Here is a 13850-nt window from a genome sequence, read left to right as displayed (position 1 = left end):
GGGCAACGGGCTACGGCGCCTGGTCCTCCTGCTCCTCCTCCTCGCGCTGGACGAAGGTCTGCGCCGGCGCTTCTTCTTCCTCCTCCGGCGGCGCCTCGTCGCGCTGGACGGTCGCCGTACCGGTCGGGGTGTCCAGGGTGCGCTGGGCCGTGGGCGCTGCGGGCTGGGCCAGGGCCCGCTCCGCGTTGGCGACCGCCGCGCGTTCGAAGCGGTCGGACGGGTCGCTCACCCGTACGCCGGTGCCCGTGTCGGTGCCGTCCACCGGTCCGCTGCGCTGCTGCACCACGTGGGTCAGCTCGTGCGCGAGCATGAGGCGGCCGTCGGCTGACGCGGGGTCGTACCGGTCGCGCTGGAACACCACACTCGAGCCGACCGTGTACGCCTGCGCGTTCATGGACCGCGCCGAGTCGTGCGCCGCCTGATCGGTGTGCACCCGGACGTCACCGAAGTCGGCGCCGAGCCGGCCTTCCATGTCGGCGCGGGTGTCCGCATCCAGGGGGCTGCCCCCGCCGGAACCGACGACCGCGCCGACGCCGGCGTTGCCCACGGTCCGTTGCAGATCCAGCAGCCCGCCGGCACCCAGCGCCTCGGTACGGCCGGTCGCCGCCGCTCGGTAGGTCAGGTCCTCGCGGCCCGGGCCGACCCGGTCGCCCCGGGGCCGCAGGCCGGCATCGGTGTCGCTCTCGTGGTCGTGCGCGCGCATGACCGCCCCCTTCCGGACAGCTCCAGGATCGCGGCGCCGGTCCGGGCCGGGAAGAATCGCGGGCACCGCCGTGAGTGCAGAACTGCTGCCCTATCGGGCATGCGTGAGGTACGGGCCGAACTCCCGTTCCAGGCAGAGCCGGCCCAGTTTGCGGTACTCACTGGCCACGGCCGCGACCACGTCGGTCATGGTCACCGCCCGCTCGCCGTCGGCCGCCCGGTACGCCGCGGTGACCGCCGCCGAGCGGATGTGGCCGCCGGACAGCTCGAAGGCCGCCGCGAGGAAGCCGAGGTCGACGTCCCGGTCGCGCGGCAGCAGCCGGCCCAGGCAGCGGTCCCAGAGCGTACGGCGCAGCGCCTCGTCCGGCGTGGGGAAGTCGACCACGGTGTCGAGCCGGCGGGTGAACGCCTCGTCCAGATTGGCCCGCAGGTTGGTGGCGAGGATGGCCAGCCCGTCGAAGGTCTCCATCCGCTGCAACAGGTACGCGCTCTCGATGTTGGCGTACCGGTCGTGGGCGTCGCGCACCTCGGAGCGTTTGCCGAAGATGGCGTCCGCCTCGTCGAACAGCAGCACCCCGTTGACCCCGGCGGCCTCGGCGAAGATCCGTTCGAGGTTCTTCTCGGTCTCGCCGACGTACTTGTCCACCACGGTGGCCAGGTTGACCGTGTAGAGGTCGAGGCCGAGCTCGGCCGCGATCACCTCGGCCGACATGGTCTTGCCGGTGCCGGAGTCCCCGGCGAACAGCCCGGTGATGCCGCGTCCCCGGCCGCCGCCCGGGCGCATCCGCCAGTCGTCGAGCACCAGATGCCGGTGCCGGGCCCGCGCCGCGAACTCGCGCAGCTGTCCGAGCACGACCGGCGGGAGCACCAGGTCGGGCCAGTCGACGCCGGGCTGGATCCGGCGGGCGAGTCGCTCCAGCCCGGCCGCGTTCTGGCTGCGCGCGCCGCGGCGCAGGTGGGCGGCGCTGATCGTGCCGCCGTCGGAGAGCGCGTCCAGCGCCGCGGCGTCGGCGGCCCGGCGTACCTGCACGGGGTCCAGGACGAAGTGGGCGGTGACCGCGGCCGCGTCGGTGGTGACCGCCGGCCGGCCGGCGAGGGCCGCCTGCCACAGCGCCGCGCGCTGTCCGGCGGCCATCGGCACGGCGTCGAGCAGCAGGGCGGGCCGCCGGCTCCACGACGGGTCCCAGCCGGCCGCGCCGAACAGCACGACCGAGGGCACCTCGGCGAGCGCGTCCAGCCAGGCGCCGGGACCGTCCGCGCCGACCGGGCCGAGCACCAGGCCGGCGCCGGTCAGCACCGCCTCGCGGACCAGCGCGCGGGCCAGCTCGGCACGCTCGGTGGCGGCGGCGAAGCGGGTGGCGTCCACTCCCAGCGCGGGCCGGTCGAGCAGGGTCAGGCCGGCCAGCCCGGTGGCGAGGCCGCCGGCGCCGGGCCGCTCCCGCAGGTAGATCAGCTCGGCTCCGGCGGCGAGCGCCCGGGCCAGCCGGTCGGCGCCGGGCGGGACCGGCATGCCGGTGAGGTCCGGCCGGGCGAGGATCTCCGCCAGTGCCGGGTCGGGCCGGTCGTCGCCGAGCAGATGGGCCACCACCCGATCCGGTACGCGCAACGTGCGCGACAGCAACGGCCGGTCGGGCTGCTCCACGGTCACCAGGCAGCACCGGACGAGGGGCGCCGCAGCGTCCAGCCGGGCCCGCCCTCCCGCGGAGGCCTCGGCAACACCGCACAGTCGCAGAGCCAGGCTCACGGTCGCGCGCCGCCGCGTCACGTCGTCGTTGAGGTAGCCGTAGAACTGCTCGAAGCGCCCGTCGACGTCCGGCGCGAGGGCGACCAGCAGCAGTTCCTCGTCCAGCGGCATGAGCTGGGCAGCCTGGGCCAGCGCCCCGAGCCGGGAGCCACCGGTGGGCGCGGCGAACGGCGTACGCGGCTCGTCCAGCAGCGCCGCGATCGCCTCGTCGGAAAGGTAGAGCCCGCGGAACGGGTCGTCCGGGTTCGGATCGAGCGCCCGCCGGTCGGCGACCGCGGCCCGGATCCGCCCCTCCAGCGCGGCCAGCCCGTCCAGGACGGCCAGCGGGCTGGTCACGTCCGGGGCTCCGCGACCCGGCGGATGCTTACCCGGGGCGGCCCGCCCGGCTCCTCGGCGGCGCCCACGTGGTGCGCCACCGCGGCGTCGTCGCCGACAGTGATGCGCAGGCCCTCGGTCGCGGGTGGCCCGGCCGGGAAGCGGCGGCCGGCGTCGACCGGCGCGCAGACCACGACGTCCAGCGACGGCTTCAGCTCGCCGCCGAGCGCGGTCCACACGTCGGCGAAGGCCCGGTCCTCCGGCGGCGGCAGCGCGATCGTCATCGGTACGGGCAACCCGAGCGCGGCGAGCGACCCGGTCAGCAGGTCCGCCGGCATGGCCTCGTTGGCCAGGATGTTCAGCAACAGCTCGGACAGCAGCCGGTGCTCGTCCTCGGGCCGCTGGGTCCACGCGGTGATCAGGTAGGACAGCTTGATGTGCCGGGGCGGTACGTGCCGGGCCGCCACGGTGCCGTCACTGGCGTACTCGTTGAGCAGTCCGCGCTGCCGCCGGCGCAGGTCCTCGCGGATGTCGTACAGGTAGAGGTTGACCGTCGGCGCGTTGCGCCGCGCCGCCCAGTCCTTGGTCGGCGCCTCGAAAGCGATCTCCACGTCGGTGCCGTGCAGCGCCTGTTCCTTGACCAGGCGCCGCAGCGCCTCGTCGACCTCGTGAATCACCGCGGACGCCCGTCAGATCAGGCCGTTGCGCAACGCGTACGCGACGGCGTGCGACCGGTTGCGCAGCTGCAGCCGGCTGGTCACCTCGTGCAGCACGTTCTTGATCGTGCGCTCCGAGTAGGACAGCGAGACGGCGATCTCCGAGGTGTCCAGTCCCTCGGCGACCAGCTTGAGCACCTTGACCTCGCGGTCCGACAGGCCGGAGAAGGTGAGGCCGCGCGGGCCGAGCACCTGCTGCTGGAGCTTGCCGACCTGGGCGAGCAGCCGGCCGAGCAGGTCCGGCGGCACCGAGCCCTCACCGGCCGCCGCCGACCGGATCACCGTCACCAGCCGATCGGCGGTCGCGTCGGCCCGGCGGACGAACCCGGCCACGCCGACCTCCATGAGCGCCACCAGGTCGGCGTCGTCGATCTGGCCCGCCACCACGATCAGCCGGTTGATGCCGGCGCAGCGCATCGTGCGCAGGGCCCGCATCGACTCGTCGGCGATCGTGTCGGTGACCACCACGCCGACCTCGGCCCGGTCGCGTTCCCCGTCGTCGAGCACCAGCACCTCGGGCCGCGGCCGCAGCTGGCTGGCCAGCCCGGCCCGGCAGATCGGGTCGCCGGCATCCAGGTAGACCGGTATCCGTGTCATCTCCGCCTCCAGGATCGACGCCGCTGCGGGACAGCCGGACCAGGATGCCGGGCGCGACTCCGCGTGCAGTAAACGTGCACTCAACGTCAGCGAGCGCTGCCCGAAAGGCCGGAACGGCGGTGCCTGATCGGCCGACCCCGCGGGCCGTGAGCCCGGCCGCGGGTTTACAACCCGCCGCGTGGTGACGGACAGTTTTTCCCGACGGCATCACCGAGGGAGGCCGGCGTGACACAGAGCGCAGCGGTGGCGCGCTCGCTGGCCGATCTCGGCGAGGTGCGCCGGATGGCCGAGCAGGCGCACCGCGGCGACCTGGTGGCCCGGCTGGACCAGCTCAGCGCCCGGCTGACCGGCGCAGACGTGCCGATCGCGGTGGTCGGCGAGTTCAAGCAGGGTAAGAGCACTCTGATCAACGCGCTGCTGCGGACCGACGTGTGCCCGGTCGACGCGGACGTGGTCACCGCGGTGCCGACCATCGTCCGGTACGGGACGCCACCCTCGGCCGCGGCGTTCGTGGGCGCCGAGGGAGAGACCCCGTCGCGGGTCGCGGTGCCCTTCGACCGGCTGCGGGAGGTCGTCGCCGGCGGCCACAACGGTCAGCCCGTCCGTACCGTGGAGGTCCGCCTCGACCGCCGGCTGCTGCGCGGCGGGATGACCTTCGTCGACACCCCCGGCGTCGGCGGCCTGGACTCGGCGCACGGCAATCTGACCCTGGGTGTGCTGCCGCTGGCCCGGGCGGCGCTGTTCGTCACCGACGCCGCGCAGGAGCTCACCGAGCCGGAACTTGACTTCCTGCGGCGTACCGTGCAGGGCTGCCCCGCGGTCGTGTGCGTCATGACCAAGACCGACCTGCACCGGCAGTGGCGCCGGATCGCCGAGCTCAACCGCGCCCACCTCGCCCGGGCCGGCCTCCCGCTGCGCATCGTCGCCGTCTCGTCGTTCCTGCGGCTGCACGCCGGCCGCAGCGGCGACGACGCCCTGAACGACGAGTCCGGCTTCCCCACCCTGCTGGGGATCCTCGCCCGGGAGGTCCTCGCCGGCGCCGAGACCACCACCGTGGCCGCGACCCGGCGTGACGTCGCGTTCGTCCTCGGCCAGCTGCGCGACCAGGTCGCCGTCGAACGCACCGCCGTGCACCACCCGGAGGCGTCCGCGGAGATCGCCGACCGGCTGGCCGAGAAGGTCCGCCGCAGCGCCCGCCTGGCCGGCCCCGCGGCCTCCTGGCAGACCGCGCTCAACGACGGCATCCAGGACCTCGGCACCCAGGTCGACCAGGACCTGCGGGAACGGCTGCGGTCCATGCAGCGGCACGGCGAGGCGCTGCTCGAGCTGGGCGACCCCAAGGACACCTGGCCGGACTTCGAGGCCTGGGCGGCCAAGGAGGCCACCGCGGTCGCCGTCGACAACCTGTACGCGCTGGTCGCCCGGGCCGACGAGCTCGCCCGCGACGTCGCCGAGCACTTCGACCACGAGTACGGCGCTCTCGACCTGGACCTGCCCGCCCTGGCCGGTTCCCTGTCCACGGTCGACGGCCCGCGGATGCGCGAGGACCGTACGGCCGGCCGGTGGCTGGGCATGTTCACCGCGGCCCGGCTCGCCGTCGGCGGTGTGGTCGTCGCGCACGCGGTCGGCACACTGCTGGAGATGGCGTTCCTCGGCCCGGTCGGCGCGGTCGCGGGCCTCGTGGTCGGCCACCGGCTGCTCAAGATCGAGCGCGGCCGCCAGGTCGAGCAGCGCCGGCAGCTGGCCCGCCAGGAGCTGCGCCGCTACGTCGACGAGGTCGGCTTCGTGGTCGGCAACGACTCCCGCGACGCCGTCCGCCGGGCGCAGCGCTACCTGCGCGACGAGTTCGCGTCCCGGGCCCTGGCCGCGCAGCGGTCGTCGGCCCAGGCCCTGGCGGCGGTCCGGGAGGCCGGGGAGCTGCCCGAGGCAGAACGCGCCGGCCGGGCCCGGGAGCTGGACGGTCAGGCCCGCGCCCTCGACCGGGTGGGCGAGAGCCTGACCCGCAGCGGCGGCCGGTCATGACGCAGCAGCTGTTGGAACAGGTCCGCGAGCTGCTCCTGCTGGCCGGCCGGGACATCGACGAGCCGGCGGCCCGCGCGGTGGTCGGCGCGGCGCTGCGCCGGCTGGACGAGCCGCTGCGGGTGGCCATCGCCGGCAAGGTCAAGGCGGGCAAGTCGACGCTGCTCAACGCGATGGTGGGGGAGGAGCTGGCGCCCACCGACGCCGGGGAGTGCACGAAGATCGTCACCTGGTACCGGGACGGGCCGGCGTACCGGGTGGTCGTGCACCTCACCGGCGGGCCGGCGGAGCAGCGGCCGTTCCGGCGGCAGTCCGGGGCGATCCGGGTGGACCTGGGACATCCGGCCGAACGGGTGGACCGGCTCGACATCGAGGTGCCCAGCCGGCGGCTGCGTGAGCACACGCTGATCGACACCCCCGGCCTCGCGTCCATCTCGGCCGAGGTGTCGGTCCGGACGCTGGCCCACCTCGGCGCCGACGACGAGCACCGCGCCCAGGCCGACGCGGTCGTCTACCTGCTGCGCCACATGCACAGCACCGACATCCGCTTCCTGGAGGCCTTCCGCGGCGACGACCTCGCGCGCGGCTCACCGATCAACGCGGTCGGGGTGCTGTCCCGGGCCGACGAGGTCGGCGGCTGCCGGCTGGACGCGATGACCACGGCCGGGACCGTCGCGGCCCGCTACCAGGCGGACGAACGGCTGCGCCGGCTCTGCCCGATCGTCGTACCGGTGGCCGGCCTGCTCGGCGCGGCCGGCGCCACCCTGCGCGAGGAGGAGTTCCGGACGCTGCAGGTGATCGCCGGGGCGCCGGGCCCGGACCTGGTCGCGATGCTGCTGACCGCCGACCGGTTCGTCGCGCCCCGGGCGGGTGTCGTGGCGACCGGGCCGGCCCGCGAGCAGGTCCTGGACCGGCTGGGCCTGTTCGGCGTACGGCTCGGCGTCCAGCTGATCCGCGAGGGCGTGGTGCGCAGCGCCGACGGGCTGGCGCGCGAGCTCACCGTGCGCAGCGGCCTGGACCGGTTGCAGGCCATTCTCGCCGCGCAGTTCCTCGGGCGGCGCGAGGTGCTCAAGGCCCGCTCCGCGCTGACCACCCTGGACGACCTGCTGCGCGGCCACCGCTACGACGCGGCCGGTGACCTGGCCGCCCGGGCCGAGGAGATCCGGGCCGGCGCCCACGAGTTCGTCGAGATCCGGCTGCTGCACCTGCTGAGCTCCGGCCGGCTGCCGGGGGCGCCGGACCGGCTGGCGGAGATGCAACGGCTGCTGGGCGGCGCCGGGGCGGAGCCGGCGATCCGGCTCGGGCAGCCGCCGGACGCGCCGGCTGACCTGCTGCTGGCCGAGGCCGGTGCGGCTCTGCGGCGCTGGCGGCGGATCGCCGAGCATCCCATGTCGGTGCACGAGATGCGGGCCGCGGCCCGGGCAACCGTCCGCACCTGCGAAGGCATCCTGGCCGGCCTGCGAGCACCGCGGCCCAATTAGGGCCGTCACGCCGGTCAGCCGCCGTCGCCGGGGTCGTCGGGTGCTGTGGGCGGTGTCGTGGGTTCTGCCGGGGGCCGCGTGGAGGGTGGCCGGGTGGTAGGCGGGTTGGTCGTCCTCGGCGGCCGTGACGTCCTGGTCGGCTTCTTCGTCGGGCTGGTCGTCTGGCGCCCCGGCTCGGTCCGGGCCGGCGTGGGCGCCCGCTGCGGCGTCCGGGTCGGCGTCGGCACGGTCGCCACCGGCCGCGACGGCGCCAAGGACGGCACCGCGGCTCCCGGCGGCGCGACCCGGAACGCGTACAGGAGCTTGCCGGCCGTGCCGAGGTAGAGCACCCCGTCGGCCAGCAGCGGCGGTGCGGGCTTGCCCTTCAGGTCGTACGTCCACAGCCGGCGCCCGGTCGCCGCGTCCAGCGCGTAGAGCCTCCCGGTGGACGCCGCGACGTAACTGACCCCGGCCGCCACCATCGGGGAGCCGAACTCCTCACCGGCCGCCCCGGGGAACCGCCAGCGCTCGTCCCCGGTCGCCGCGTCGATCGCGTAGACGATCCCGTCCTGGCCGCCGACGTGGAGCAGGGCACCGGCGGCCGTGGGCGTGGACACCACCGGCGCGCCGGTCGCGAAGGTCCAGTCGGTCTCGCCGGTACGCGCGTCGACGGCGTGCACCCGCTGGTCGTCACTGCCCACGTAGACCCGGCCGCCGGCCACGACGGGCGCGGACGACGGTTTCAGCTCGGCGCTCCACCGCAGGTCACCACTGTCGTCGCCGAACGCGTACAGGGAGCCGTCGCCGCTGCTCGCCACCACCAGGCCGGCGGCGACGGCGGGCGGCTGGGAGACCGCGTTGCCGGTCTGGAACAGCCACTGCGGGCTGCGGTCGGCCGCCCGGATCTTGCGAACCGAGCCACCCGACGTGCCGAAGTAGACGGCGTCCCCGGCGGCGGTGGGCGGGCCCGGGTCGCGGCTGCCGGTGCTGATCCGGGCCTGCTGCTCACCGTCGGCGGCGTTCACGGCGTAGAGGTGCTGGTCGTCGCCGGGCACGTACAGGGTGTCGCCGGCCAGCTGCGGTGCCGCGACGATCGCGGCCGGCGCGGTGAACGGTCGCGCCCAGGCCGGCTTGCCGTCGGCGCGCCGGAGCGCCTGGATCGTCCGGCCGGTGGTGACGAAGATCCGCTGGGCGTCGGCCGTGGCGGCCGTGCCGACCGGGCCCGCCAGTGTCGCCGCGAAGAGCTGGACCGGGCCGGCCGACGCCGACGGGGACGGCCCCGGGGGCGGGGTGACGTCGGCGTCGGCCTCGGGCCACCACAGCAGGGCCGCGACGACCGCGGCGGCTGTCACGCCACCGGCGCCCGCCGCCAGCCCGCCGCGCCGGGTCGTGAGGGTGGCGCCGGTCCGGCCGGCGGCCTTGCGCAGCGAGTCCCGCCACCGCCCGCGGCGCTTGACCGGGGCGGCGACCACCACCGGGATGGATGCGGTCCCCACCGCGGGCGCCGGAGCGGGAGCGGGCGCTGCCGCCGGCACGGGAGCCGGGCCGGTGGTCAGCGCGGCCCCGAGCGCCATGCTGTGCTCCGGATGCGCGTCCAGCACCAGCGGCCGGTCGAACGCCGCGGCCAGCAGCTGTCCCACCAGCGGGGTGCGGGCGGCGCCGCCGGCCAGCAGGAGGCACCGCAGCTCCTCCGGCGCGACACCGGCCGAACGCAACGCCCGGCGCATCGCCGCCACCGTCTGCTCCAGCGGCGGGCCGATCCGGGCCTCGAACTCCGAGCGGTTCAGCCGGACCCGCTGGTGCAGCCCCGGCAACGCCACCTGCACGCTGGTCTCGGTGTCCGCGGACAGGTTCTCCTTGGCCCGTACGCAGTCGCGGCGCAGCCGGGCCAGCCCGACCACCACGTCGTCGTCGTCAAAGTCGAGTTCCGCGAACGGGCCGCCGAGGATGGTCGTCACGTGATCGAGCACGGCCTCGTCGAAGTCGCCGCCACCCAGGTGCTCGATGCCCTCCGGCTCGCCCAGCAGCTCGAAGCCGGTGGCACTGCGGCGCAATACCGCGGCGTCGAACGTGCCGCCGCCCAGGTCGTAGACGGCCAGCGTCTCGCCGGTCCCGAGCTGCTCGGCCGCCGCGTACTGCAGGGCCGCCGCCTCCGGCTCGGTACGGAATGCGACGTCGTCCAGCTCGGCGAGGTGTGCGGCCTGGCTCAGGAAGTCCCGCTTGAACCGGGTCCAGTTGGCCGGGTGGGCGACGGTGATGCTGCTCGGCGGCTGCTGCCGCTGCTGGGTCACGGTGTCGACGACATGCCGGAGCAGTCGGGCGGTCAGCATGTGGGCCGAGTACGGCGACCCGGCCACCATGATCGGCACCGGGTCGCCCATCCGGCGCTTGAACTCGCGCACCAGCCGGTCCGGCTCGGCGTCACCGCGCCAGTCGGCGGCGTCCCCGATCAGCATCTCGCCGTCGGCCTTGACGAACACCACCGACGGGATCTCCGGCCGCCGGGTGCCCAGCTGGACGATCTCCAGGCGTTCCCCCACCCGCACCGCGGCCGCGGTGCAGGTGGTTCCGAGGTCGACACCCAGGCCGTACTCCACGAGGTCCTCCCCAAGCGTGCTCTCCACCGTAGGGCGGTCGCCGGGCGGCCGAAGATGGCCGGACGTGCGGCCTTGCGGGCAGTCCGCTGCCCGATCGGGCACGACAGCGGCCCCTCAGCGGACGACCTCGCACTGCGGTGTCACCCCTCGGTAGCGGGCGCAGAAGGCATCGGCCTCCTCAGCGGAGCCGAAACCGTCGCGCAGCACCACCCAGAAGCCGTTGGTCCCGTCGGCGATCTCGTCGGACGTCTTGCTGTCGACCAGCCGCACCGGCAACCCGACCGCGGTCAGCTGGGTCAAGGTCGCCTCGGCGGCGGTCCGGTCGGTGGGGGCGAGCTGAGGGCGGGAGTCGACCATCACGTACGGCCGGCGTACCGCGCCCGCGGGTGCGGCGGCGGTGCTGGTTGCCGGGCCGGCCCGGCGGTCGAGGAACGGGAGCCGGCCGGGGGCGAGCCAGGCGGTCAGCGCGCCGGCGGCCACCAGCACGGTCAGGACCGCCAGGACCACTGCGACACCGGTACGGGCCGGAGCCGCGCCGTCCGCCCGTACGGTCAGCACCTGCCGGCCGTCACCACCGCCGGAGAGGTCGCGGCCGGCCACCGTGACCCCGTAGGTCCTGGGCCGCCCGGCCAGGCGCCGCCGCGGACGGGTGGTGACCCGGGCGGTCGCGGTGCCGCCCGGGCTGAGCTCCACGACGGCCGGTTCCACCGTGGCCCGGCCGGTGTCCGGCTCCAGCCGCGCCGCCAGGCCCAGACTGACCGCCTTCGTGCCGCGGTTCTGCAGCCAGAGGGCGTACCGGCCGACCGCCGCCGTGCCCACCTCCGCGCCCAGCGTCGCGGTGAGGTCGTCGCGGCCGGTCAACCGCACCAGCCCGGTCGCCGAACCCACCCGGGCGTCGTCGACGGCGTCGGTCGCCCGCACGGTGAACGGCAGCAGAGCGGCGTCGGTCGCGGTGCCGGCCGGCGGGTCGAAGACCACCTCGACGGCGGTGTGCCCGCCCGGGGCCAGGTCGGCGGTCGCCGGTTCGACGAGCGCCCAGTCGCCGACCCGGCCCCGCGCGACCGACAACCGCACGCTGACCGCCGTACCGGAAGGGTTGTGCAGCTCGGCCGGCACCGTCGTGCGCGTGCCGGGCACCAGGTCGGCCGGCACGTGCGGGAGCACGATCTCGACGTGCACCCGTCAGCCCACCGGGAAGTCATACGGGTCGGTGTCCAGCGGCGCCCGGGTGTCTGCCGGGCTGAGCCGGCCCGCCGGGCCGAGGGGGTCGTGGGGGCCGAGCGGGCCGCCGGGCGGGTCGGCCGCGGGGTCCGGGCCGCTCTGCAGCTCCAGCTTGTCGGCGATGCCGTCGTTGTCGCTGTCGGCCCGGGTGGGATCGAGCCCGCTGATCTGCTCCAGCCGGTTGTCGAGGCCGTCCCGGTCGTCGTCACGCCAGTCGGCCGCGAAACTGCCGTCGAGGTGGCCGTCGCGGTCGGTGTCCGGCGAGTTCGGGTCGAGCCCGCTGGGGATCTCGAACGCGTCCGAGAGCCCGTCGGAGTCGCTGTCCGCCTGCAGCGGGTTGGTGCGGATCACCACGGCCTCGTAACCGTCGGGCAGGTTGTCGCGGTCGGTGTCCCGGTTCGCCGGGTCGAAGCCGGCCTGCTGCTCGTAGGCGTCGCTCAGGCCGTCCGCGTCGGTGTCCGGGCCGCCGAGCAGGGGTGGCGGCTCGACCGGCGGCAGGGTGACCGGGGGCGGGACGGTGGCCTCGCCGTCGGAGATGCCGGGGATGACCGCGGCGTACTGGAAGCGGTCGCCGGAGGTGAACTGGCCGACGCCGTCGCGCGAGTTGCGGGCCTCCACGGTGGCGCCGTCACCGAGGCTGATCGCGACGTGCGCGCCCGGGGTACGGCCGTCGCCCAGGCGCGGCTCACGGTCGAAGGAGAACAGCAGGGCGCCGGGGATGTCCTTGGCCTCCTCGACCGGCACCAGCACCCCGAGCTTCTTCAGGTGCAGGTACTGCTGGGTGGCGCCGTCGGGCAGGGTCACCCCGGCCTGGCTCGCGGCCCACTGGGTGAGTTCGGAACAGTCGAAGACCTCCGGGTCGGCATCGTCGAGGTCGGCCTCCGAGCCGAAGACGTACCGGTCGCCGATCTGGTTGCGGGCGACCTCGAGGAAACGGTCGAGGGCCGCGTTGTCGCCGGTGGCACCCTGCGCGAAGGCCGCAGTGCCGCCACCACTTGCGCCGCCACCGGGCGCGAGCGGGTGCCCGTACCCCGGGGTGCCGGTCCAGACGCCCAGGCCGGACGGCTGGCCGGCCGCGACGGCAGCCCCCTGGGCCTCGTCCTGGTACTGCAGGTAGCGCGCGGAGGAACCGCCGTGGGTGACCGTCCACGGCGAGACGTCGGCCCCGCCGCCGGACACCTCGAAGGCGGCCCGGGCGTTGTGGACCGGGTCGTAGAGGTCGTAGCGGCGGGCCAGGTCCGGATGCGCCGCCGCGTTGATCTGCCACAGCCCCCGGGAGTCCTCGCCGGTCGAGTTGTGCGCGCCGGTGTTGCCCCGCGACTCGGCCAGGGCGATCGCGGTCATGGTGGCGGCCGCGTCGGGGGAGAACCCGGCGCTCAGCGCGAAGCCGTAGATCTGCTCGGCCGAATACGTCCGCATGGAGCCCCTCCTTCGCCGGGAAGAGGTCGCCGGCCGCGATCCCGCCACGATAGGAACGGCCGGGGCGCCGGTGGCGGGCGGATCAGGCACGGCCCGGGGTGCCGATCAGTGCCCTTTCAGGCAGCGCGCGTCCGGCCAGGTTCACCCCTTCGTCCTATATTGACGCACCGCTTTGCCGAGGACCGTGGGCGGTGCCGCGGGCCATTGTGGAGATCGACCGCGCGCCGCGAACAGGGAGGCTCCACCGTGACCGGACCGTCCGACTGGGTTCCAGCCGGCATCGACGTCGATCGGCCCAGCGCCGCGCGGGTCTACGACTACTTCCTCGGTGGGGCGCACAACTTCGCGGTCGACCGGGCGCTGGCCCAGCAGATCGCCGCGATGACGCCGAACATCGGCGAGACCATGCGGTCCAACCGGGTCTTCCTGCGCCGGGCCGTGCGCTACCTCGTCGAGCAGGGCGTACGCCAGTTCCTCGACATCGGCTCGGGCATCCCGACCGCCGGCAACGTGCACGAGATCGCCCTGGCCGCCGCCCCGGACGCGGCCGTGGTCTACGTCGACATCGATCCGGTCGCGGTCGAGCACAGCCGGGCGATCCTGAAGGGGGTGGACCGGGCCGGCGTGATCTGCGCGGACGTCCGCGACGTCGACCGGGTGCTCGGCGAGGCCGGTCGGCTCGGGCTGCTCGACTTCAGTGAGCCGGTCGCCGTACTGCTGGCCGGCGTGCTGCACTTCGTGCCGGACAGCGACGAGCCGGCCGCGACCGTGGCGGCGCTGCGGGACGCGATGGCCCCCGGCAGCTACCTGCTCGTGTCGCACGCCACGGCCGACGGGCAGCCCAGCGAGGTGGTGGAGGCGCAACGGCTCTCCGGCCGTACCGCGACCGAGATCGTGCTGCGCACGCGGGCGCAGATCGCGGCCTACTTCGACGGGTTCTCCCTGGTCGATCCCGGTCTGGTGTTCATACCGCAGTGGCGGCCGGACCCCGGTGATCCGGCCGACGAGCACCCCGAGCAGGTCGGTGCCTACGCCGGCGTCGGCAGAAAAGACTGACCGG

10 protein-coding genes are annotated in these 13850 nt (G+C 75.1%); 3 read left to right on the top strand and 7 right to left on the bottom strand.

Annotated elements, in window-relative coordinates:
• Nucleotides 1-10: 10 nt before the first annotated feature.
• From ACQP2Y_RS32300 to ACQP2Y_RS32285, 4 genes are all read right to left on the bottom strand, one after another.
• Complete coding sequence (locus ACQP2Y_RS32300) at nt 11-703, bottom strand: eCIS core domain-containing protein (protein ID WP_433719288.1); 693 nt, start codon at nt 701-703, stop codon at nt 11-13.
• 90 nt (nt 704-793) lie between these two features.
• Nucleotides 794-2782 (bottom strand): ATP-binding protein, encoded by a 1989-nt coding sequence (locus ACQP2Y_RS32295; RefSeq protein WP_433719286.1) that lies wholly within the window; start codon nt 2780-2782, stop codon nt 794-796.
• Complete coding sequence (locus tag ACQP2Y_RS32290; protein ID WP_433719284.1) at nt 2779-3438, bottom strand: DUF4255 domain-containing protein; 660 nt, start codon at nt 3436-3438, stop codon at nt 2779-2781. Before ACQP2Y_RS32290 ends, ACQP2Y_RS32295 begins: the two co-directional genes overlap by 4 nt.
• A gap of 12 nt (nt 3439-3450) precedes the next feature.
• Nucleotides 3451-4074, bottom strand: coding sequence for a helix-turn-helix transcriptional regulator (locus ACQP2Y_RS32285; RefSeq protein ID WP_360833731.1), 624 nt, complete (start codon nt 4072-4074; stop codon nt 3451-3453).
• A 225-nt stretch (nt 4075-4299) separates the two neighbouring features.
• On the opposite strand from ACQP2Y_RS32285, the gene ACQP2Y_RS32280 reads away from it, so the two are divergent.
• Nucleotides 4300-6096: a dynamin family protein gene (locus tag ACQP2Y_RS32280; protein WP_433719282.1), complete on the top strand. Its 1797-nt coding sequence runs from the start codon at nt 4300-4302 to the stop codon at nt 6094-6096.
• Nucleotides 6093-7574: a dynamin family protein gene (locus ACQP2Y_RS32275; RefSeq protein WP_433719279.1), complete on the top strand. Its 1482-nt coding sequence runs from the start codon at nt 6093-6095 to the stop codon at nt 7572-7574. Before ACQP2Y_RS32280 ends, ACQP2Y_RS32275 begins: the two co-directional genes overlap by 4 nt.
• Before the next feature lie 14 nt (nt 7575-7588).
• Here ACQP2Y_RS32275 and ACQP2Y_RS32270 read toward each other — a convergent pair whose 3' ends face one another.
• From ACQP2Y_RS32270 to ACQP2Y_RS32260, 3 genes are all read right to left on the bottom strand, one after another.
• A complete protein-coding gene (locus ACQP2Y_RS32270) occupies nt 7589-10150 on the bottom strand; it encodes a PQQ-binding-like beta-propeller repeat protein (RefSeq protein ID WP_433719277.1) in 2562 nt (853 codons plus the stop codon).
• 114 nt (nt 10151-10264) lie between these two features.
• Nucleotides 10265-11329, bottom strand: coding sequence for a COG1470 family protein (locus ACQP2Y_RS32265; RefSeq protein WP_433719275.1), 1065 nt, complete (start codon nt 11327-11329; stop codon nt 10265-10267).
• Nucleotides 11330-11332: 3 nt separating this feature from the next.
• Nucleotides 11333-12790: an NlpC/P60 family protein gene (locus ACQP2Y_RS32260; RefSeq protein WP_433719272.1), complete on the bottom strand. Its 1458-nt coding sequence runs from the start codon at nt 12788-12790 to the stop codon at nt 11333-11335.
• Nucleotides 12791-13036: 246 nt separating this feature from the next.
• Here ACQP2Y_RS32260 and ACQP2Y_RS32255 point away from each other — a divergent pair, with 246 nt between their 5' ends.
• Complete coding sequence (locus ACQP2Y_RS32255; protein WP_433719270.1) at nt 13037-13846, top strand: SAM-dependent methyltransferase; 810 nt, start codon at nt 13037-13039, stop codon at nt 13844-13846.
• The last annotated feature ends 4 nt before the right edge of the window (nt 13847-13850 follow it).

The organism is Actinoplanes sp. CA-051413, from assembly GCF_050955795.1.
Lineage (GTDB): Bacteria > Actinomycetota > Actinomycetes > Mycobacteriales > Micromonosporaceae > Actinoplanes.
The sequence above is the reverse complement of the archived record's forward strand: the minus strand, read 5'-3'. Positions and strand labels throughout refer to the sequence as shown.

Bases quoted from the DNA above. Each gene is read 5' to 3' on its own strand.
- ACQP2Y_RS32300 (WP_433719288.1), bottom strand. From the start codon at position 703: ATGCGCGCGCACGACCACGAGAGCGACACCGATGCCGGCCTGCGGCCC.
- ACQP2Y_RS32285 (WP_360833731.1), bottom strand. From the start codon at position 4,074: ATGACACGGATACCGGTCTACCTGGATGCCGGCGACCCGATCTGCCGG.
- ACQP2Y_RS32275 (WP_433719279.1), top strand. From the start codon at position 6,093: ATGACGCAGCAGCTGTTGGAACAGGTCCGCGAGCTGCTCCTGCTGGCC.
- ACQP2Y_RS32260 (WP_433719272.1), bottom strand. From the start codon at position 12,790: ATGCGGACGTATTCGGCCGAGCAGATCTACGGCTTCGCGCTGAGCGCC.